We start from the raw sequence: 22,104 nt of genomic DNA on the forward strand, positions 1-22,104 counted from the left end.
CTGTTCCTGGTGGCCCAGCTGGCCGAGCGGTGGGGGACCAGGTACACGGCCCGCGGCAAGGTCATCTGGTCCGAGCAACCGCTGACCGCACCCGAGTTCCAGTTCGAGGCGATGCTGCTGTAGCCCGGAACGCGGGCACCGCGGGTGCGGATGCGTCGCCCGCACAGGCCGCGGCCTGTGCGGGCACACCGGGGGAGGGTCACAGCTGGGGAGGTGGGTCGCCGCCGAGGAGGGTGATCAACCGGGCGAGAAGGGCGTCGAGTTCACGGCCGACGTCGGCGATCCGCGGGTCGCCGTAGCTGGCGAACAGCAGGCTGGGCTGGTCGACGGCGAGTTTGGTGTCGCCGTCGGGGTCCGCGTAGAGCAGGGTCCGCAGTGGTGCGTGCAGCATGACCGACGGGTCGTGGCGGAACATGCGTTCGGCGATGGTGTGGTTGCCCATCAGGTACTGCGTGGCCTTCCAGGAGGACGGCGAGCCGGCCATGACGGCGGCGATGTCGCTGCGGTAGTAGCGCATGAACCCGAACGGGGCGTTGGTCTCGGCGAGTTCGAGCGTGGCCTGCCAGGAGGCCATCCGGAGGAAGCGGTGGAGATCGATCTCGGGCACGAGGGCTTCGTAGTGCTCGCGCGCTGTGTCGTAGGGGCTGGGGATCGCCACGACGAGCCGCCGGGCGGGGTGGTCGATGACGGCGGTGTCCGTGGTCATGGCTGCGCCTGTTCGTCGTCGGAGTGGACGAGCTCGACATCGTGGACGTCCAGCGGGTGCTTTCCGTCGACGATGCGTATGGCGGTCAGCGTGACGGGAGCGGGAAGAGCATGCAACCGCTGGTGGCGTGGGCGGTGCGGCGGCCACCTCGGGTGACCGCCTGCGGGCCCTCTGCCCCGGTTGCCGTGGGCCGTACAGGGCATTGAGTGCCGCCGTTCGACGGACGCGGCGGTTGGTGCGATGCGGCCGCCGTCCGGTCGGGACAGCTTTCTTGCCGGGGTGCCGGGGGACGGCACCGCCCGGAGAGGAAGCCGGTGTCGTCGGGTACCGCACCGCTTGCCGATCGTTCACCTGCGTGGTTGGAGAAAGGGCTCTTGCGTTGTCTGATCCTGTTGTCCTCGTCACGGGCGCGCTCACCGGTATCGGCCGTGCCACCGCCGTCGCTTACGCCCGTCAAGGCGCGAACCTGGTGGTCTCCGGCCGCCATGAGGACGTGGGTGAGCAACTCGTCAGGGAGCTGGCCGACCTCGGCGCCCAGGCCGAGTTCGTGCGTGCCGACGTCCGCTTCGACGCCGAGGTGGAGGAACTCGTCGACCGCGCGGTCGCGCGGTTCGGACGGCTCGACGTCGCCGTGAACAACGCCGGCACCGAGGGAACGTCCAGCCCTGTCAGCGAGGTGACCGACGAGCGCTACCAGGCCATCTTCGACACCAACGTCAAGGGCACGCTGTTCTGCCTCAAGCACGAGTTCCGGGTCATGAGGGAACAGGGCGCCGGCAGCATCGTCAACGTCAGCTCCTGCTTCGGCCTGATGGGTTACCCCGGGGCGACCCTGTACGTCGGCAGCAAGCATGCCGTCGCCGGCATCACCAAGGCGGCCGCACTCGAAGGCGCCGCCCACGGTGTGCGCGTCAACGCGGTCGCGCCCGGCTTCACCCGGACCGGCATGTACGAGCGGTTCACCGGCGACGACACGGTGCGTGCCGCGGTCGATTCGGTGCTGCCCATGCACCGGGCGGGTACCCCGGAGGAGATCGCCGAGGCTGTCCGGTTCCTGGGCTCGGGCGAGGCGAGCTACGTCTCCGGGCACATCCTCCTCGTCGACGGCGGCCTCATGGCCGGCGGGCCCCTGTTCCCGAGCTCGTGAACAGGCACTGTCAGCCCCGACCGGAGGTGAGGGAGCGATGAGCGAAGCACGTGATCACCAGGAGGACGGCGCGTACGACGTGGTCGTGCTGGGCGCCGGTCCGGTCGGCCAGAACGTCGCCGACCGTGCCCGCGCCGCCGGCCTCACCGTGGCCGTCGTGGAGCGTGAACTGGTCGGCGGCGAATGCTCCTACTGGGCCTGCGTCCCCAGCAAGGCCCTCCTGCGGCCGGTCATCGCGGTCGCCGACGCCCGCCGCGTGGACGGCGCCCGGCAGGCCGTCACCGGTCGGCTCGACACCGACCGGGTCTTCGCCCGCCGTGACCACTACGTCAACGACTGGGACGACACCGGACAGGCCGAGTCGTTGAAGTCCATCGGCGTCGACGTCTTCCGGGGTCACGGCCGCCTCGACGGCCCCCGCCGTGTCACGGTCACCAGGGACGACGGCGCACGCCCCGTCCTCACCGCCCGGCACGCGGTCGCCGTCGCCACCGGCAGCCGACCGCTGCTGCCCGACATTCCGGGCATCCGGGAGGTCCGGCCCTGGACGAACCGGCAAGGCACCGACGTCAGCACCGTGCCCGCCCGGCTCGCCATCGTCGGGGGCGGCGGGGTCGCCATCGAGATGGCCACCCTCTGGCAGGGCCTGGGCTCCCAGGTCACCCTGCTCGCCCGCCGGCACCTGGTTGCCCGCATGGAACCCTTCGCGGGCGAGCTCGTCGCGGCCGGCCTCACCGAGGCGGGCGTGGACGTGCGGACCGGCACCCAGGTCACCGCCGTGCGCCGTCCGGACCCCGCCGGGCTCGTCACCCTCACCCTCGACGACGGCAGCGACCTTCAGGCTGACGAGGTCATGTTCGCCACCGGCCGGGCCCCCGGCACCGAGGACATCGGCCTGGACACGGTCGACCTCTCCCCGGGCACGTGGCTGGAGGTGGACACCACGTGCCTGGTCCGTGGGGTCGACGGCGCGTGGCTGTACGCCGTCGGCGACGTCAACCACCGGGCCCTGCTCACCCATCAGGGCAAGTACCAGGCGCGGACCGCCGGTGACGCCATCGGCGCCCGCGCCGCCGGCCTCCCCGTGGACGACGGCCCGTGGGGGGACCACGCCACCACCGCCGACCAGCACGCCGTGCCCCAGGTCTTCTTCACCGACCCCGAGGCGGCCGCCGTGGGCTTGACCGCCGAGCAGGCGGCCCAGGCCGGTTACCGCATCACGACCGTCGACCTCGACTTCGACGCCGCCCAGGGCGCCGACCTCCACGCCGACAACTACCGTGGTCACGCGCGGATGGTGGTCGACCTCGACCGGGAGGTCCTGCTCGGGGTGACCTTCGTCGGCCCCGGAGTCAGCGAGCTGCTGCACTCGGCGACCGTCGCGGTCGCCGGTGAGGTCCCGCTCAAGCGCCTCAGGCACGCGATCGCCTGCTTCCCGACCGTCAGCGAGATCTGGCTCTTCCTGCTCGCCGCCTACCAGCGCGATCGCACCTGAGCGGCCGGGCGGCAGCGTCAAGGTGACAAATGAACTTGATTGTCAAGTTCAATGATTGAAGAAGCTGTGGCGCAACCCCCGAAGGAGCGGAAGATGAGCGAGCGCAGCAGGTTCCTGGAGCCGATCACCCGGGAGAACGTCGCCGTGGTCCTGGTTGACCACCAGGTGGGTCTGCTGTCCGGCGTCCGGGACATTCCAGTCGGCGAGTTGAAGCACAACGTGGTGGCGCTGGCGCGGGCGGCGACCGTCCTGGGCATCCCGCTGGTCGTCACCACCACCGCGGCCGACAGCATGTGGGGGCCGACCGCCCCCGAACTGGTCGCGGCACTGCCCGCCGGCCAGAAGATCATCGACCGCAGCACGGTCAACGCCTGGCACGACGAGCGGGTCCGCGGGGCCATCCAGGCCACCGGGCGGCAGAAGCTGATCTTCGCCGGGGTGTCGCTCGAGGTGTGCGCGGCACTGCCCGCGTACTCCGCGACGGCTGCCGGGTGCGACGCGTACGTTGCCGTGGACGCCTCCGGCACCTTCAGCCGGACCAAGCGCGAGGCCGGACTGCTGCGCGTGCAGCAGGCGGGCGTCATCGTCTCCGACTACGCCACTCTCATGGTCGAGGCCCTGGCCGACAACGCCGCCCCCGAGGCCGAAGCCCTCTACGCCGCCCTCGACATGCCGTTCGCCGTTCTGGTCGGCCAGATCTCCGCGGCCTACCGCGCATAGCGGCCCGCCGGCCGCCGCGCCCCGGTGCCTTCCCAGGCCCGGGACACGGCGGTGGACTGAGCACAGCAGGACTCGAAGCACGGGGCTCGCGGGTGCCGAGGGGGCAGGTGATCGCCCACTGTGGCATCCGGGTACGGCGTGCCTGAGCTGTGGACACGGCCGACCTGTCCATCCGGACCATTCCGGATGTCGAGGTCGGCCCGGTGGTCATGAAGACTTGGGTCACCACCGGTGCGGCGATGAACGGCCGTGGTCGCGGCGGCGGTGAACCGGGTGTGGCCGCCAGGGTGGACGATCACTGTCACCATTGGCAGAGCGCGCCGCTGACGGCCGGTTCGGCAGCCCGTGGCCCCGACTGGTAACCCGGCTGCGCCACCGGCCCCGGCTTGTAGTTCGAAGGGAGCGTGTGACGATCCGGTCGGTCGATGCGGCGGTCTGCTCCAGGCGGCCGTGAGCGCGGTGGACGGTGGGGGGAGACCGGGTGGCCACAGCGGAGCGGGTGCTCTCATCCGGGAGGGGCTGATCCCCGGGCGGCGCCGAGCTGAGCCCGGCCCGTGGCGGGGCGTTCCCGCCCCCTGGGCAGTGGGCCGCTGTTGCCCTACCGTCGCCGTATGAGGCGTCCGCTGCTGCATCGGTGTTGGCCGGAGCTCGCCGAGTCGCTGCCGTACCTCGGGCTGGGCGAAGCGCCCACACCGGTACGCCCGTTGGCCGGGCTCGGCTGCCGGGGCACGGTGTGGGTGAAGGACGAGAGCGGGTACGGGCACGGCGGCTGGGGCGGCAACAAGGTCCGCAAGCTGGAGTGGCTGCTGCCCGAGGCCCGACGCCGGGGTGCGCGGACGGTCCTCACGGTCGGCGGGATCGGCACCAACTGGGGCCTGGCGGCGGCGCTCTACGCCCGCGAGCTGGGGCTCGACGTCGCCCTCGGCCTGATCGACCATCCCGTCGACGAGCACGTGCGTGCCCAGCTGCGGCGGCTGCGCGCCAGCGGCGCGACGCTGCACTTCCTGCACACCCGGACCCGGCTGGTTCTGGCGGCGCCCTGGCTGTTCGCCCGGCACACACGCGGCCTCACCCCGCCGTACTACCTGCCGGCGGGCGGGTCCTCGGCGCTCGGAACGCTCGGATACGTGGAGTGCGCGCTCGAACTCGCCGCGCAGGTGGCGGACGGGCTGCTGCCGGAGCCGGGGTGGATCGTGACGGCGGTCGGCTCGGGCGGCACGGCGGCCGGTCTGGCGCTGGGCTTGCGGCTGGCAGGGCTGCGCACCCGGGTGCTGGGGGTCGTGGTCAACGACACCCTCCGACTGGACGGGGCGACGCTCACCCGGTTGGCCGGGAGGTCGCTGGCGCTGCTGCGGGAGCGGGGCGCGGAGGTGACGGGAGGCGGGCCCGGCGCGTCGGACGTGGCCGTGGAGTACGGGTGGCTCGGCGCGGGCTACGCGTACCCCACCGTCGAGGGGGCGGTGGCACGGACGCGGGCGGGGGCCGAGGCGGGGCTGGAACTGGAACAGACGTACACCGCCAAGGCGTTCGCGGCGCTGCTGGAGCTGGACACGGCCGGGCGGTTCGAGGGGGAGCCAGTGGTCTTCCTCAACACCTTCGGCCCGAGATAGGGGCCCGCCGGGGGAGCAGGTGTCCGCCGCGGCTTGGCCGGCGGTCCGCTCCGGGGGGGGGCCGACCCGAAGGGTCTCCGTGCTGTTCAGCGACGACGAAGCCCTCTCCACTCGGGCGATCTACCATGAAACGTAAGGTCTTCATGACCCCCGCACCCGCCCGAAGCGAAACGGCAGGACGGTAGGGAGGCCGGCATGGAGTTCGGCAACGGATCCGGGGGAGTGGACGGCTCACGCTATCTGCCGATTTCCGAGCACGGTCTGATCGGTGATCTTCGGACCGCCGCGCTCGTCGGGACCAACGGCACCATCGACTGGTACTGCTGCCCGCGCTTCGACGCACCGAGCGTGTTCGCCTCGATCCTTGACGCCGACCGGGGCGGATCGTTCGAGCTGGCCGCCGACGTGCCGGCGCGTACCCGCCAGTTCTACTTCCCCGACACCAACGTGCTGATCACGCGGTTCTACGCCGCCGACGGGGTGGCGGAGATCCAGGACTTCATGCCCGTCGTCGACGAGTCCCGCGAGGCGGACCGCCACCGGCTGATCCGGCGGGTGATCTGTGTCCGCGGGGTGCTGCCGTTCCGCGCGAGGATCGCCCCGCGCTTCGGCTACGGGACCGAGGCGCACACCGTGGAACTCGTCGGTGACCACGCGGTGTTCAGCTCCTCCTCACTGTCCTTGGTACTGACTGCCACTGTGCCGGTCGAGACCGACGGCGTGGACGTGTGGTCGCACTTCAAGCTGCTGGAGGGCGAGTCCGTGGTGTTCGCCCTCGACCGGGTGAGCGCAGACGTCAGCCCGCGTGCCTGCCCCAGCAGGGAGGCGGAGCGGCAGTTCCAGGGCACCGTCCGGTTCTGGCGCCGCTGGCTGTCCGGCTCGAAGTACCACGGGCGGTGGCGGGAGATGGTGCACCGCTCGGCCCTGGTCCTGAAGTTGCTCACCTACGTGCCCACCGGCGCGATCGTCGCCGCGCCGACCGCCGGCCTGCCTGAGCAGATCGGCGGCGAGCGCAACTGGGACTACCGGTACGTGTGGGTCCGCGACGCCGCCTTCTGTGTCTACGCCATGCTCCGCCTGGGCTTCACCTCGGAGGCCGAGGCCTTCATGGGCTTCATCTCCGAGCACGGGATCATGCGCGGCGGCAACGCGGGCGGCCCACTGCAGATCATGTACGGCATCGACGGGCGCTGCGATCTGCCCGAGTACGAGCTGACCCACCTGGAGGGCCACCTCGGGTCCGCTCCGGTGCGGGTGGGGAACGCCGCCACCGAGCAGCTCCAGCTGGACATCTACGGAGCGCTGATCGATTCCGTCTATCTGTACGACAAGTGGGGGCAGCCCATCAGCAGTGATCACTGGGACGAGGTCAGCGCCGTGGTGGACTGGCTCTGCGACCACTGGGACCAGCCGGACGAGGGCGTCTGGGAGACCCGGGGCGGCCGGAGGAACTTCGTCTACTCGCGGCTGATGTGCTGGGTGGCGATCGAACGGGCCATCCGGATCGCCAACCGGCGCGGATTGCCGGCCGATCTTCCGCGCTGGCGGCAGAGCCGGGACGCGATCTACCGGCAGATCATGCGACAGGGCTGGTCGGCCGAACGCGGGGCGTTCGTCCAGGGGCTGGGCAGCGACGTACTCGATGCGTCCGTGCTGATGATGCCGATGGCCAAGTTCATCTCGCCCGCCGACCCCAAGTGGCTCTCGACCCTGGATGCGCTCACCACGGACCTGGTCTCCGACTCGTTGGTCTACCGCTACGATCCGGAGGCCAGCCCGGACGGCCTGCGGGGTTCCGAGGGAACGTTCTCGATCTGCTCGTTCTGGTACGTCGAGGCGCTCACCCGCGCCGGACGCCTGGAGGAGGCCCGGCTGGCCTTCGAGAAGATGCTCACCTACGCCAACCACCTCGGTCTCTACGCCGAGGAGATCGGCCGGACCGGTGAACAACTCGGCAACTTCCCGCAGGCGTTCACCCACCTTTCGCTGATCAGCGCCGCCTTCAACCTCGACCGCGTCCTCGGCTGATCTCCATGGCCGACCTGGCCGCCGGGTAGGCCCGAATGTCCCGGGCGGGGGCGGAAGGGGCGAGCGCGGAAGGGGCGGGGGCGGCGGGCGCGCCTCCGCCCCCGGCGGCAGGCGGGGTCAGTCGCCGGAGCAGTCCGCGCACCGTCGCGGGCGCAGCCCGTCGAGGATGATGCTCAGATAGCGGCGCCAGTCGGTGACTCCGGCCTGTACGACGTGGCAGAGGCCGATGTAGAGCGGTGACACGTCCGCGACGGTCAGGTCCTCCCGCACCGAACCCTCGGCCTGGGCGCGCTTGAGCACCTTGTCGGTGAGCTCGTTGAGTTCGGCGATCGCCTCCGCGTCGAACGTGCTGCCGCCGACTATCGCGGTGACCGTCTCCGCGTAGCCCCGGTCCTGCTCCTGCATGATTCCGCAGAACTCCAGGGAGCGGGCAAGGCCGTGCCAGGGGTCGGGGTCGGGGAGTACCTCGTTCCTGAGGAAGTCCAGGGTCTGCTGGAACCGGTGCTCCACGATCGCTTCCGCCAGGGATTCCTTGGTCGGGAAGTGGCGGTACACCGTCCCGACACCCACTCCGGCCCTGCGGGCGATGTCGCCCATCTGCGCGTCCCGGCCGGACTCGGAGAAGGCGGCCCGTGCGGCGTCGAGCACCTTGAGCCGGTTGCGGGCGGCGTCGGAACGCAGTTTGCCGCCGGTGGGTGTGCTGGCAGGGGGAGGGGTGTTTGACAAGGGGAACCGCGCTTCCGTATCGTCGCCATTCGGAACCGTGAGTCCGATTCCGGTTACCACTTTAACCCACAGGAGTGTATTCCTCCCATGGCCATGCCTCCCACTTCCTCCTTATCGCCCTCATCCCCGGATCCGCTCCGCTGGAAGGCGCTCGTCGTCCTGGCCGTCGCCCAGTTGACGGTGGTGCTCGACGCCTCGATCGTGAACGTCGCGCTGCCCTCGATCCAGCGGGACCTGCACTTCGCCGACTCCGACGTCCAGTGGATCGTCAACGCCTATGCACTGGCGTTCGGCGGCTTCCTGCTGCTCGGCGGCCGGACCGCCGATCTGCTCGGACGGCGGAGGGTGTTCATGACCGGACTCGGTCTGTTCGCCGCCACGTCGCTGCTCGGGGGTCTCGCACCGAGTGCGGGCCTGCTGATCGCCGCCCGGGTGGGGCAGGGCCTCGGCGCCGCGATCATCGCGCCCGCCGCACTGTCCATCGTCACCACGACCTTCACCGAGGGCGCCGAACGCAACAAGGCACTCGGCATCTGGGGCGCGCTCGCCGGAGCGGGCGGTGCCATCGGCGTGCTGCTCGGCGGTGTGCTCACCCAGTGGGCGGGCTGGGAGTGGGTGATGTTCGTCAACGTGCCGATCTGCGTCATCGCCGCCGCCCTCACCCCGCGCCTCGTCCGCGAGAGCCGCGGCCACGAACGCACCGGCATCGACTTCGCCGGTGCCGCACTGGTCACCGGCGGTCTCAGCGTGCTGGTCTACGCACTCGTGGACGCCGAGCGGGCGGGTTGGGGCTCGGCCAGGACCATCGGGCTGCTGGGCCTTGCGGCCGTCCTGCTGCTGGTCTTCGCCCTGGTCGAACTGCGCCTCGTCAAGCACCCGGTGATGCCGTTGCGGATCTTCCGCAACCGCAACCTCTCCAGCGCCAACGCGGTGTCCCTGCTGGTGGGCGCCGCGCTGCTGTCGATGTTCTTCTTCATCTCCCTCTACCTCCAGCAGGTGCTCGGCTTCTCCGCACTCGAGGCCGGACTGTCCTATCTGCCCTTCTCGGCGGCGAGCATCATCGCCGCCGGTGCGGCCTCGCAGCTGGTGACCAAGGTCGGGCCCAAGCCCGTCCTCGCCGGCGGTCTGGCGCTCACCGCGGTGGGACTGCTGCTCTTCACCCGCATCCCCGCCGACGGCACGTTCGCCGGGGACGTGCTCCTGCCCTCGGTGGTCGCGGCACTCGGACTGGGGTTCTCGTTCGTGCCCGTGACCATCGTCGCCGTCTCCGGTGTGACACCGCAGGAGTCGGGCCTCGCCTCCGGACTCATCAACACCACCCAGCAGATCGGCGGCGCACTCGGCCTCGCCGTGCTCTCCTCGGTGGCCAACGCCCGTATCAGAGAGCTCCTTGAGGGCAAGCAGCCCAGCGGCCCGGCCGTGGCCGATGCGATGACGGAGGGCTTCCGGCTCGCGTTCGCCGTCGGAGCGGGTTTCGCGCTGCTCGGCGTGCTGATCACCCTGCTGGCCGTACCCAGGGGCGAGCGCTCCGTGCGCGACGACGTGCCGGTCACGCTGGTCTGACGGGCGGCGGCACCCGGACGCGCGACGGCGCTCACCCTGCCTCGACGGCCACGGGGTGAGCGCCCTCGCGTGCTCCCTGCAAGGCGGTGAATCAGTAGGACAGCCCCGGGCAGTACACCCCCTGCTGCGGCGCCGTGTACGAGCCGCGCACCACCAGCGTCTCCAGCCGCTCCAGGGTGATGCCCCGGGTGCGGAACGCCCAGCTCAGGGTCTCGGGCAGCAGCCGGCCCGGGATGCGCAGCCGGGGCACCGGGCCGTCAGGGACGGCCCGGCGCATCAGCTCGCCGGCGCCCGTGTACAGGGCCCGTGCCGCGGCCTCCGAGACCGCCGTCAGATGGCCCAGGTCGGACAGGCCCGTGGTGTAGCCGGCGATCGCACCGCTCGACCGGTCCACGACCACATGCGGCTGGGACCAGCCGAAGGCCCGCTTGGCCGCCATGTGGATCTCTCCGTCCCGCGCATGGCCGTTGACCGAGCGGTACAGCTCCTGGCACGCGGGGACGTCGTCCTCGGTCATCGCGCGCACCGTGAAGCCCGCCATGTTCGCCGGGGTGGGCGGTGCGTACCCGGTGACCAGGGACAGCTGCTCGTACGGGACGAAGCCGAGCGAGGAGTAGAGCCGGTACGCGCCCAGGTTGTTGGTCACCTGGACGGCACGGACCGAGTCCCGCTCGTGCCGGGCGGCCGCGTCGACCACCTCGTCCATCAGCAGCCGGCCCACGCCACCGCCCTGCGCGCCGGGCGCGACGCTGAGCGGGCCGAAGGCGGCGACGGACTCGCCCAGGACCAGGAAGTTGGAGCCCGTCACGGAGCCCGCGCCGTCGAGCGCCACATAGGCGAGGCAGCCCGGGGCCGCGAGCCGGTCCCGGAACATCTCCGTCACCTCGTCCACCGACGACCACTCCGGAGCGAGACCGAGCGAGGCGTTCAGGGTGGTGAAGGCGTCGAAGCAGATGCCCGCCATCTCCGGAAGGTCCTCCCACGCCGCCTCCCGGATCCGGAAGCCCTGCGCACCGCCGTCCACGGCTTCGCCGCCCGGCTCGGGGAAGTAGCCGACGCGGACGAAGAACCCGACGTACTTCTCGAAGAGTTCACGCGTCATCGGCGGGCAGTCGACGCCGGTACCGGCCAGCAGCTCCCGGGTCTGCGAGGTGTCGACGGACAGGTAGTGGTTGCGTCCGCTGTAGATGGTCGATTCGAACGCGTCGATCATCGGGACCATCGCGTTGTCACGGTCGGCGCGGATGCGCTGCACCCAGGCGTCCCAGCGGAGTTCGTCCAGCCGGTAGCCGAGGGAGCGGAGGGACTCCGTCATCTCGGAGAACGGCAGATGCGTTCCGTTGGCGAGGTGGTGGTTGCGGCCCGCCGCCCGGTCGTCGCGGGACAGCCGCAGGATCGCCGCGCTGACGTGGTCGACCGGCACCAGATGGAAGATGCCGGCGGGATTCTCCGGTACGGCACCGGCCTGCACGATGCCCTTCATGCTCAGCCAGACGAAGTCATGGGTCTGGCAGAAGCCGCGCTCCGAGTCGCCGGAGATCTCGTCCACCCGGTAGATCGAGACCGGCAGGCCCCGCCCTCGGGCGAGTTCGATGATCTGCTCCGCCACCAGCTTCGTCTGCCGGTAGCCGGATGACAGCGCCTCGGCGGGGCCCGGCGGATCGGTCACCCGGAGAGCCGTTCCGGGGGCCGCCTCCGCGGCGAACACACCGGTGGACGAGACGTGGTGGACGGGCACGGTGCGGTGGCGAGCGGCCAGGCGCAGGATCTCCGCGGTGCCCGTGACGTTCGCGTCCTTCAACGCCGAGTACGGGTAGAGGCCGTTGACGGTCGCGGCGGCGTGGTAGACGCTGTCCACGCTGCGGGCAAGGGCGTCGAAGCGTTCGGGGGCCAGCCCCAGCAGCGGCTGGGCGAGATCGCCGACGACCACGGACAGCCGGTCCGTGTCGATGCCGTCCCAGAACTCGTACCACTCCAGGTTCTTCCGCAGTCGCGCCCGCGCGTCCGCCTCGTCGGTCCCGCGTACCAGGCAGTGCACGGTCGCGCGGGTCGTCCGCAGCAGATCGCGCAGCAGGTACGCGCCCAGGAATCCGGTCGCACCGGTGAGGAGCACCTCCCGCGGGTCGTCCGCGACCCGGATCACCTCGTCGGCGGGGGCGATGTCCGCCGCCAGGACGACCTCGGCGGCGAAGTCCACCGCGTCCTCGTCGGCGTCCGGCGTGGTGGACACCGCGGCCAGCACCCTCGCGAGCAGGTGGTCGGCGAGCACCGCGAGGGTCGGATGCTCGAAGACGAGCGTCGGGCGCAGGCTCACCCCGCAGAAGTCGCTGAACTGGTTGCGCATCTCCACGGCCATGAGGGAGTCGACGCCGAGGTCGAGGAACGGCACGTCGGGGTCGATGGCGTCCGCGCTGTCATGGCCGAGCACCGCCGCGACCCGAGTGGCGATCCGGTCCATCATGTGGAGGAGCTGCTTCTCCTCGTCCAGTCCGGCGAGCACGCCCGCCAGGCGGGCGGCGACCTCCGGGCGCTCGCCCGGCTTCAGCACCCGCCCGGACGGGGCCGCCTCCTCGGCCGCCGGCTCCGGGGCCGGTACCGGTGCCGGGGCGGGAGCGGCGAGTGCGGGCAGCCAGTGGCGCTTGCGCTGGAAGGCGTAGGTCGGCAGCGTGATGTGGCGGGCGGCGGTGCCGTCGAAGAAGGCCGCCCAGTCGACCGGGACACCGGCGGTGTGGAGCGCGGCGGCGACACCGACGGCGGTCGCGGCACCGGGGCGGTCACGCCGGGAGACCGCCAGCGCACGGTGGTCGTCCGTGCGGTCACCCCCGCCGGCGTCGTCGGAGACCTGACGCACCAGGGCCGTCAGGGACCCGTCCGGGCCCAGCTCGACGAAGGTGTCGGTGCCCCGCTCCCGCAGTGTCCCCACCGCGGCGGCGAACCGGACGGCCGAGCGCAGCTGCCCGGTCCAGTACGCGGGTGTCATCAGTTCCGCACCGGCGAGGCGGCCGGTGACCGTGGAGACGATCGGCAGGTCCGGCGCACGGTAGGTGACGGTCCGGGCCACGGCCTCGAACTCCTCCAGCACCGCGTCCATCCGAGGCGAGTGGAAGGCGTGACTGACCGTCAGACGCTTGGTCCTGCGGCCCTGTTCGGCCATGGCCCGGGCGACCTCCGCCGCGGCGTCCTCGTCGCCCGAGATCACGACGGACCGGGGCGCGTTCACGGCGGCGATCCCCAGCCGGGGCTCCCTGCCGGCGAGCAGCGGCAGGACCTCGTCCTCCGTGGCCTCCAGCGCGATCATGGCACCGCCTTCGGGCAGCGCCTGCATCAGCTCGCCCCGGGCGGTGACCAGCCTGGCCGCGTCCGCCAGCGAGAACACCCCGGCGACATGCGCGGCGGTCAGTTCGCCGAGGGAGTGGCCGGCGAGCGCGTCGGGACGCACCCCCCAGGACCGCAGCAGCGCGAACTGCGCCACCTCCAGCGCGAACAGGGCGGGCTGGGCGAAACCGGTGCGATGGATGCGCCCGTCGTCCGCCGCCTCGCCGGCGGCGAGGAGCAGCTGCCGTACCTGCGGCGCCAGATGGTCGCACACCGCGTCCAGCGCTTCGGCGAACACCGGGAAGGCCTCGTACAGTTCACGTGCCATGCCGGCCCACTGGGAGCCCTGGCCCGTGAAGAGGAACGCCGTTGTCCGGACGGCCCCGGCGTGACCGGTGGTCAGTCCGGCCGCGGGCTCGCCCTCCGCGAGCGCGCCGAGTGCGCGCAGCAGCCCCTGCACCCCGCCGGCGCCGTTCGTGTCGCGGGCGAGGTCCGCGACGACGGCGGCCCGGTGCTCAAGTCCGGCCCGGGACAGTGCCAGTGTGCGCCCCACGTCCACGGGGTCCCAGTCGGTCTCCGCACGCAGGAACGACTCCAGCCGGCGGGCCTGGTCGCGCAGCGCGGCCGGGGACTTCGCGGACAGCAGCCACGGTACGGCGGGGAGCGCTCGGACCGGGGCCGGGGTCTCCTCGGCCGAGGGGGAGCGCGGCGCCTCTTCCAGGACGACATGGGCGTTGGTGCCGCTGATGGCGAAGGAGGACACCCCGGCGCGCCGGGGCCGTCCGTCGGCGGCCGTCCACGGCCGCGCCTCGCTGAGCAGCCGTACGTTCCCCGACGACCAGTCGACGTGCGGTGACGGCTGGTCCACGTGCAGGGTCGCCGGGAGCACGGCGTGCCGCATCGCCTCCACCAGCTTGATGACACCGGCCATGCCCGCGGCGGCCTGGGTGTGGGCGATGTTGGACTTGACCGAGCCCAGCCACAGCGGTCGCTGCGGGTCCCGGCCCCGCCCGTACGCGGCGAGGATCGCCTCGGCCTCGATCGGGTCACCGAGCTTGGTCCCCGTGCCGTGGGCCTCGACCAGGTCGACCTCGTGCGCGGCCACCCGGGCGTTGGCGAGCGCCCGGTGGATCACCCGTTGCTGCGCCCGGCCGCTGGGCGCGGTGAGCCCGTTGGACGCGCCGTCCTGGTTCACGGCGCTGCCCCGGATCACGGCGAGCACCCGGTGGCCCGCCTTGTGCGCGGCCGAGAGCCGTTCGAGCAGCAGCACCCCCGCGCCCTCGCCGAAGGCGGTGCCGTCCGCCGCGTCGGCGAAGGCTTTCACCCGGCCGTCCGGGGCGAGCCCGCGCTGCCTGCTGAAAGTGATCATGTCGTCCGGGGTGGCCATCACCGTGACCCCGCCCGCGAGCGCGAGCCGCGACTCGCCGGAGCGCAGGGAAGCGCAGGCCAGATGGAGGGCCACCAGGGACGCGGAGCAGGCCGTGTCGACGGTGACGGCGGGGCCGTGCAGACCGAGGGTGTAGGCCACCCGGCCGGACATCACACTGCCGGACGTGGCGAAGCCGAGATAGCCCTCGTACTCGGACGCGGGCGCGGCGAGCGTGCTGTACGTCTGTCCCTTGGTACCGACGAAGACGCCGGTCTCCGAGCCGGCCAGGCCGGTCGGGTCGATACCCGCCCGTTCGAAGACCTCCCACGCGACCTCCAGCATCAGCCGCTGCTGCGGGTCCATCGCGGTGGCCTCACGCGGGGCTATGCCGAAGAAGCCGGCGTCGAACGCGGACGGGTCGGTCAGGAAGCCGCCGCGCGAGGCGTAGCTGGTGCCGTGGTGGTCGGGGTCGGGGTCGAACAGGGTGTCCAGTGCCCAGCCCCGGTCGGCGGGGAAGTCCGAGGTGGCGTCCCGGCCTGCGGCGACGAGGTCCCACAGCTGTTCTGGCGACTCCACCCCGCCCGGGAAGCGGCAGGCCATGCCGATGATGGCGATCGGCTCGGCGCCGTCCGGATCAGGCCCTGCGGGGGCCGTACGCTCCGCCGGGAACGCTTCGGCCGGCATGCGGGTCTCCGACGGCTCCGTCAGCTCCGCGACCAGCCGGTCCGCGAACGCGGCGGGCGTCGGGTGGTCGAACACCGCGGTCGCCGGGAGCCGCAGCCCGACCAGCGCGCACAGCTGCTGCCCGACCGCCACGACGGCGAGGGAGCCGAGGCCGAGATCCACGAACGGCCGTGTGGGTGCGACCTGTTCGGCTCCGTCGAGGCCGAGCGCGAGTGCCACCTCGGTGCGTACCAGATCCAGCACCGTCCGGGTCCGCTCGGCCGCTGTCAGCGGCACGAGACGGCCCGCCCACTCGCCCCGGTCGGATTCGGTCCCGCGATCCTCGGGCCCGCCGGTGGACGCCGCACCGAGCAGCCGGGGGTCCGCGCCCGCCAGCAGGTGCCGGGTGACCTTCCCGGACGCGGTGCGCGGCACGCGCTCGACGGCGTACACCTTCTCCGGCACCTTGAAGTAGGACAGCCGCGCCCGGCAGTGCTCGAACAGCGCCTGGACGTCGACGCCTCCGGGACCGGGCACCACATACGCGACGGGCACCTCGCCGAGCACCTCGTGGGGCTCCCCGCCCACCGCCGCGTCGGCCACGCCCGGCGCCGTGCGCACCACGTCCTCGATCTCCACGGGGTGGATGTTCTCGCCGCCCCGGATGATCAGTTCCTTGAGACGGCCGGTCAGGGTCACATGCCCGAGGGCGTCCCGGCGGGCCAGATCGCCCGTGCGGTACCAGCCGTCCCGCAGCACCTCCGCCGTGGCGTCGGGCTGCCCGTGGTAGCCCAGCATCACGTTGGGGCCGCTGACCCAGACCTCGCCCTCCTCGCCGTCGGGCACCTCGGCACCGGAACCGCCGTCCACCAGGCGGACGTCCACCCCCGGAACGGGCGGCCCGGCCGCCCCGGCGACCCGGTCACCCGTCGGCCGGTTCGAGGTGATCGCGCCGGTCTCGGTCGATCCGTACTGGTCCACCAGCGGGACCCCGAACGCCTCCTCGAAACGGCTGCCGAGGGAGGCGCCGCCGGCCGAACCGGCGACGAATCCCAGCCGCAGCGACGGCAGCCGGGTGTGCTCCTGACGGGCACGGTCCAGCAGGTAGTGGTACGTCGTCGGCACCCCGGCGAGGAAGGTCACCCCGTCGTCGCGCAGTGCGTCCAGCACCTCGGACGGGGCGAAGCCGCTCATCAGCCGGGCGCCGGCGCCCACGGCCACGACCGCCATGACGCACAGGTTCTGCCCCAGGCCGTGGAACAGCGGCATCGGCCACAGCAGCCGGTCGTCCTCCGTCATCCCGAGCACACCCACGTGGCAGGCCTCCACCAGCCACAGCGAGCTGCGCAGGGAGTAGAGCACCCCCTTGGGGCGGCCGGTGGTGCCCGAGGTGTAGAGCATCCAGGCCGGGGCGTCGAGCGGGCTCTCCTCGGGCACCGGTCCGTCGTACGCGGTGGTCGCGAGCGTCTCGTACACGGTGATGTCAGCGGCGACGCCGGAGGTGGCGTCGGCGGACGTGGTGTCACCGGCGGTGGACGCGTCCGCCGGTGACACGGGGGCGTCACCGGTGAGCACGATCGAGGGCCGGGACAGGCCGGACGCGGCCACCGCGCGCAGCAGCACGTCGAGCCGTGCCGGGTCGCACAGCACCACCGATGCCCCGGAGTCCCGCAGGAAGTGGACCAGTTCGGCCTCGGACGCCTGCGGATTCAGCGGCACGGTGATGCCGCCCGCCCGTATGACGGCAAGGCAACTCTCCACCATTTCCACGCTGTTGCCCATGAGGACGGCGGCGCGGCCGCCCTTCTCCAGCCCCAGCGCGGAAAGCCGGCCGGCGAGCCGAGAGGTCCGCAGATCCAGTTCCCGGTAGCCGACGCCCCGCCGGGCGTCGGCGAAGGCCACCTTGTCCCCGATCCGGGCGGCGTGTCCGCCGAGCAGTTCGGACAGCGGACGGATCAGCGAAGGGGTCGTATCAGGAGCCATGTCATCGCACCTCTCGGCTCTGTGGTTCAGCGCTTGGTAGACGGTCGCGGTCGTGCCGTCAGCGAACGGCCAGCACGGTCCTGGTCGGGCAGGAGAACTCCAGGGAGCCGTCCGGCCCCGCGAGCACCCGCAGCGCCTCGCGCGCCTCGTCGGTCGCTTCGGCCACCCGCTCCGGAGGCACCAGGTCCCACTGCATGCGGGTGGTCACCGTCTTGGTCCACGCCAGGTAGTCGTCGATGGCCTCGAAGCGGGAGTCCGCCGGGACATGGCGGATCCGCACATCGCTGAAACCGGCGGCGAGGAAGGCGGCGGCCGTGGACTCCTCACTGACCAGCGGGCCGCCGAGCCCCAGGACCACCTGCCACGGGTCGTCCACACCCTCGGGGAGGTACTTGGCGAGCACTCCCGCGAGGATCTCGGCGGACTCCCAGCCCGCGGCCAGCCTGCCGTTCTCGGTGGGGAAGGTGGTCGCGGCGAACCTGCCCCCGGGGCGCAGTGCCGCGACGGCGCAGGACAGGGCTTTCTCCGCCTCCGGCAGCAGGAACAGGACCATCCCGGCGCTCGCCGCGTCGAACGGCTCGGCGAAGGCGAAGTCCTGGGCGTTGCCCAGCTCCGCGCGGGCCCAGCCGGACACCCCGCGGGCCTCGATGTCCGCCGTGCAGGCGTCGACCATGCCCTGGGCCTGGTCGAAGCCGAGCACGAAGCCCTCCGGCCCCACCGCGTGGGCGATCGGGAACAGGCAGGCGCCGCGCCCGCAGCCGATGTCGAGCACCCGCTCGCCCGGAGAGAGCTCCAGCGTGTCGGCGATCATCTTCCCCAGCGGATGGAAGATCATCTGGCCTGCGGACTCGTACTGCTCGGCGGCCTTGTCGTAAGCGTCCCTCACCAGTGAGGTGATGCGGAGGTCCTCGGTCATGACGCGCTCTCTTCCTGATCTTCCTGGGTCTGCGGATTGTCGGATGTCACCGGCCGCACGATGCAGCCGAGACGGAATTCGGCACAATGCGTTTCGCCCGCCACGCGCCACCACAACTGGTCCGGGGTGGGCAGCATTTCGGACACGACGACTTCCCCTTCGGGAAGTCGCGCGATATCGATCACCGACAGTGGGTCGGCGAAATCGACGTACAGCGGCTTGGGTTCGGCCGGGTGCTTCACGTAGACATGGCGTGGAATTCCCCGGGCGGCCCGGAGACGCTGCACGGCCAACCACTGCGTGACGGTGTCCCCGGTCTTTTCCGGAGCCCTTTCCGGAAGGCTCAGCCGCCAGCGGGCACGCTGGATCACGACACCGTCCACCACGATCCTGGGGGTGTACGCCCCGAGGTCGACCGGCACCGGGACCAGCGCGGGCCTGGACACCGCGCGGTGCAGCGTCGACGACAGGTCGCCCGGGTAGAGCAGCCGCCGCCGGCCGTCCACCACCACCGCGTCGGCCGAAGCGGGCACGACGACGTCCGCGATCGGCACCACATCGGCCCGGTCCTTGCCGGAGAGGCCACTCAGTTCGATGGCGGCACCGGGGAGTTCGGGGGTCACATGGGCACTGCGTCGGCGCGAGACGATGGTCGCGGCCGTCCCGGACGGCACGGCTCGCGCCACCCGCTCGGTGAAGCCACCCCACAGCCCGTCCGGGTCGCTGTGCAGCGGACGCTCCAGCCCCCCGAAGATCGAGCTGCAGTCGTCGTGCAGCTCCGAGAGCACCCAGGCGGCGGTGGCCGGGTCGGGGCCCGCCACCATCAGGTCAGGGCTCGGGAGGCACGCGTCATCGGGGCCGTACGACACGGTGTCCCACAGCGGCGCCAGCGCCTCGGCCAGCTCGCTCCGGCTCAGCTCCACGACCGGCGGGCGGCCGTCGGCCGACCCCGCGGCCTCCACGGCCCGCCCGACCAGCCGGCGCAGCACCGCGTCCAGCCGGTCGCGGCGCGGTGAACGAGCGGGTATCTCCCGTACGGCCAGTGCGGCGAGCGGCGCCGGGGCGCCCCCCAGCTCGGCGCGCAGGGCGTCGCGGGCGTCCTCCCTGGCCAGCAGCGCCGCGAGGAACGTCAGCGGGAACACCGCCTCGGTGACCTCCCGGATGCGCTCCACGACCGGCGCCCCGAAGCCGACCCGCTCGCTCACCGGACTCGACCTGTCCTCGTGGAACAGCTCGCGGTCGGCGTAGTGCCGGCCGCTGTACTGCGACACCTGCCCGCCGTCCTGCGCGCGGGCCGCCCGCACGGCGATGAGGTGTGCCGCCCGCTCGGGCCAGGCCGCCTCCGCGTACGTGTCGCGGACCTCCGCCAGGTTCACCACCGTGTCCGTGGGGTGCTCGGCCGCCAGCCTGGTCAGCGCGTGCAGCTCGGTCGCCGGCAGCCGCCAGGGGGAGACGACCAGCGCCGGTCCGAGTGCCTTCACCAGCTTGGCCGCGTACGCGTCTTCCGCCCCCGCCTGATGCGGGGGCGGCACGGGACCGGCGGCGCCGACGAGCGAGTCGAGTCGGCTCCCCGGCGCCGCGCAGGCGGCACTCCACAGCGCCAGCGCGGGCCCCGCGACCTTGAACCTGCGCCCGTCCACGGCCCGTTCCAGCACCGGGGACGAGTCCGGCCGGCGGAACAGCGGACTGGGCCACACATGCTGCCGCGTCAGCGGCACCTCGCGGGCGGCCTGCTCGCGCAGCTCCTCCACCAGCCAGGCACTCGCCTCGACCACGACCTTCTCGCGGCCGGGCGCACCGACCAGCAGGGCCTCGTCCTGCTCCGGCACCAGACGGCCGAACAGCACCGGGCCGAAGAACGAGACGGTCTCGCACTTGGTCGCGAACCGGCGCAGATAGCGGTGCAGGGTGTCGACCTGACGACGCAGGGACCGCGGCAGGGCGCCGCCCTCGTCCCGTGTCTGCGCCCAGCCCGGATGCGTCAGCGGCGGTGTCTCCAGGGCCGTGTGGTGGAACGAGGGGTTCGACACGAACACGGCGTGCCCGAAGTCGTCACGGCCGGCGGCCTCCGCGGTGTGCAGCCGGGCTCGCAGCAGTGCCGCCTCCAGCTCCGTCCCGGCTGCCGCCAGCCGCTCGCCGAGCGCGGCGACCAGGGCGTTCCAGCGCGGCGCCCAGTCCGGCGCGCCGGTCGCCGCGAGGACCGATGCGCACCGCTCGTCCAGGGGCGCGCCCTCGTCCACCAGCCGGCGGCAGCTCTGGAGGGCCCGCAGCGACCGCTGGCGCGGTTCGACCGTCCGTACGGCCTCCCGCAGCCCCGGCCACAGCCGGTCGAGGAAGTGCGCACGCTCGGCGGCGACCGCCTGCTCCGCCGCGAGCACCCCGGCGGCGGTGCCGAGCAGTTCCCCGGAGGCGAGCCCGTCCAGGAGCCCGGCCGGGAAGCCGGTCGCGCGCAGCAGCGACCAGGGCATCATCTCGACCGAGAGTTCCCCGTTCCCCGCCCGCACGTTCCATGTCAGTGACGCCATGTCAATTCTCCAGACTGGTCTCGCTTTTCGTCGGAGACTCCGGTAGGAAGGAAAAGGCTCGGAAATTGTCCGGCCGTCCAGCCGACGACGAGCCAGGTAATGCGGAGGGGAAAGAGAAGATGCGAATCCCGTCTCGGGTCATGCGTGGTTGCCGCGAAAGCGTCGACCGCGCCGAACACAAACTGATCGCACTGTCGAGGAGTATTCACGCCGAGCCGGAGACCGCGTTCAAGGAGCACCGCAGCGCCGCCAAGGTGAGCGGCCTGCTGCGGGACGAGGGATTCGACGTCGTGCCCGGCGCCGGCGGCCTGGACACCGCGTTCACCGCCCGCTACGGCAACGGCCCGCTCACGGTCGGGCTGTGTGCGGAGTACGACGCCCTGCCGGGCCTCGGCCACGCCTGCGGGCACAACATCATCGCCGCCTCGTCGGTGGGTGCGGCCCTGGCGCTGAGGGACGTGGCCGACGAACTCGGCATCACCGTCATGGTGCTGGGCACTCCGGCCGAGGAGGAGGGAGGCGGCAAGATCACCATGCTGGAGGCCGGTGTCTTCGACGAGGTGTCGATGGCGATGCTCGTCCATCCGGCCCCCGAGGACAACTGCGCTCCCCGCCCCCTCGCGCTGGTCGAGCTCGAAGTCCGCTACACCGGACGCGAGTCGCACTCCGCACTCGCCCCGCACCTGGGCGTCAACGCCGCCGACGCCCTGACCGTGGCGGAGGTCGCCGTCGGCGTGGGCCGCCAGCACTTCGAGCCGCGGCAGCAGGTGCACGGCATCGTGACCCGGGGCGGCGAGGTGCCCAACGTGGTCCCCGCGCACACGAGCGCCCTGTACAACCTGCGCGCCGCCGACATGGAGTCCCTGGAGCGCCTCGAAGCACGCGTCAGGGCCTGCTTCGAAGGCGGTGCCGTCGCCACCGGCTGCACCCACGAGGTCCGCTCGACACCCGCGTACGCCGAACTGGCCCACGATCCGTTCCTGGTGGCGGCCTACCGGGCAGCGGCGACCGAACTGGGCCGCCCCCTGGTGTCCCCGGAGGAGGAGCGCGCGATGCCCACCGGCAGCACCGACATGGGCAACGTCAGCCGTGTCCTGCCCAGCGTGCACCCCAGCATCGGCATCGACAGCGGCGGCGCGGTCAACCACCAGCCGGAGTTCGCCCGGGCCTGCGTGACCCCGGCCGCCGACCGGGCGTTGCTCCAGGCGTCCGTCGCACTGGCCTGGACCGCGGCGCAGGCCGCCGAGGACGACCAGGCCCGGGAACGGCTGCTCACGGCCCACGCGGCTCGCCGTGGCGCGGACCGCACGGCCGGCTGACCGCCGCCGTCCGGACCTG

Annotated in this window: 13 protein-coding genes; 8 read left to right on the top strand and 5 right to left on the bottom strand. The window is 72.2% G+C overall.

What is annotated here, in order from left to right:
* Nucleotides 1–199 precede the first annotated feature (199 nt).
* Nucleotides 200–706, bottom strand: coding sequence for a DUF302 domain-containing protein (locus KS423_RS13785; protein WP_224278885.1), 507 nt, complete (start codon nucleotides 704–706; stop codon nucleotides 200–202).
* A 379-nt stretch (nucleotides 707–1,085) separates the two neighbouring features.
* Between KS423_RS13785 and KS423_RS13790 the strand changes: the two genes are divergently transcribed.
* The 6 genes from KS423_RS13790 (at nucleotide 1,086) to KS423_RS13815 (ending at nucleotide 7,706) form a co-directional block, all read left to right on the top strand.
* Nucleotides 1,086–1,853 carry an SDR family NAD(P)-dependent oxidoreductase gene (locus KS423_RS13790; RefSeq protein ID WP_224278887.1) on the top strand — a complete coding sequence of 256 codons (768 nt, stop codon included), beginning with the start codon at nucleotides 1,086–1,088 and terminating at the stop codon, nucleotides 1,851–1,853.
* Nucleotides 1,854–1,890: 37 nt separating this feature from the next.
* The gene (locus KS423_RS13795) at nucleotides 1,891–3,348 is read left to right on the top strand and encodes an NAD(P)/FAD-dependent oxidoreductase (RefSeq protein ID WP_224278888.1); all 1,458 of its coding nucleotides are present in this window, start codon (nucleotides 1,891–1,893) and stop codon (nucleotides 3,346–3,348) included.
* Nucleotides 3,349–3,441: 93 nt separating this feature from the next.
* Complete coding sequence (locus KS423_RS13800) at nucleotides 3,442–4,068, top strand: isochorismatase family protein (protein ID WP_224278890.1); 627 nt, start codon at nucleotides 3,442–3,444, stop codon at nucleotides 4,066–4,068.
* Nucleotides 4,069–4,217: 149 nt separating this feature from the next.
* Nucleotides 4,218–4,430 carry a hypothetical protein gene (locus KS423_RS13805; protein ID WP_224278891.1) on the top strand — a complete coding sequence of 71 codons (213 nt, stop codon included), beginning with the start codon at nucleotides 4,218–4,220 and terminating at the stop codon, nucleotides 4,428–4,430.
* Nucleotides 4,431–4,679: 249 nt separating this feature from the next.
* Complete coding sequence (locus KS423_RS13810) at nucleotides 4,680–5,678, top strand: 1-aminocyclopropane-1-carboxylate deaminase/D-cysteine desulfhydrase (protein WP_224278893.1); 999 nt, start codon at nucleotides 4,680–4,682, stop codon at nucleotides 5,676–5,678.
* Between the two features lie 195 nt (nucleotides 5,679–5,873).
* On the top strand, nucleotides 5,874–7,706 hold the full coding sequence (locus tag KS423_RS13815) for a glycoside hydrolase family 15 protein (protein WP_224278895.1): 1,833 nt from the start codon (nucleotides 5,874–5,876) through the stop codon (nucleotides 7,704–7,706).
* 117 nt (nucleotides 7,707–7,823) lie between these two features.
* On the opposite strand, the gene KS423_RS13820 is transcribed toward KS423_RS13815, so the two are convergent.
* On the bottom strand, nucleotides 7,824–8,432 hold the full coding sequence (locus KS423_RS13820; protein WP_224278897.1) for a TetR/AcrR family transcriptional regulator: 609 nt from the start codon (nucleotides 8,430–8,432) through the stop codon (nucleotides 7,824–7,826).
* An 87-nt stretch (nucleotides 8,433–8,519) separates the two neighbouring features.
* Here KS423_RS13820 and KS423_RS13825 point away from each other — a divergent pair, with 87 nt between their 5' ends.
* Nucleotides 8,520–9,995: an MFS transporter gene (locus KS423_RS13825; protein WP_224278898.1), complete on the top strand. Its 1,476-nt coding sequence runs from the start codon at nucleotides 8,520–8,522 to the stop codon at nucleotides 9,993–9,995.
* Nucleotides 9,996–10,086: 91 nt separating this feature from the next.
* On the opposite strand, the gene KS423_RS13830 is transcribed toward KS423_RS13825, so the two are convergent.
* The 3 genes from KS423_RS13830 to KS423_RS13840 are packed head-to-tail and all read right to left on the bottom strand — an operon-like array spanning nucleotide 10,087 to nucleotide 20,766.
* Nucleotides 10,087–17,325 carry a type I polyketide synthase gene (locus KS423_RS13830; protein ID WP_224278900.1) on the bottom strand — a complete coding sequence of 2,413 codons (7,239 nt, stop codon included), beginning with the start codon at nucleotides 17,323–17,325 and terminating at the stop codon, nucleotides 10,087–10,089.
* Nucleotides 17,326–17,383: 58 nt separating this feature from the next.
* Entirely contained in the window at nucleotides 17,384–18,241 is an 858-nt protein-coding gene (locus KS423_RS13835; RefSeq protein WP_224278902.1) for a class I SAM-dependent methyltransferase, read from the bottom strand.
* A complete protein-coding gene (locus KS423_RS13840; protein WP_224278904.1) occupies nucleotides 18,238–20,766 on the bottom strand; it encodes a lantibiotic dehydratase in 2,529 nt (842 codons plus the stop codon). Before KS423_RS13840 ends, KS423_RS13835 begins: the two co-directional genes overlap by 4 nt.
* Nucleotides 20,767–20,885: 119 nt before the next feature.
* Between KS423_RS13840 and KS423_RS13845 the strand changes: the two genes are divergently transcribed.
* Nucleotides 20,886–22,085, top strand: a complete 1,200-nt coding sequence (locus tag KS423_RS13845) for a M20 family metallopeptidase (RefSeq protein WP_224278906.1) — start codon at nucleotides 20,886–20,888, stop codon at nucleotides 22,083–22,085.
* Nucleotides 22,086–22,104 lie beyond the last annotated feature (19 nt).

The sequence above is a fragment of the Streptomyces sp. LS1784 genome, from assembly GCF_020103755.1.
Taxonomy (GTDB): Bacteria; Actinomycetota; Actinomycetes; order Streptomycetales; family Streptomycetaceae; genus Kitasatospora.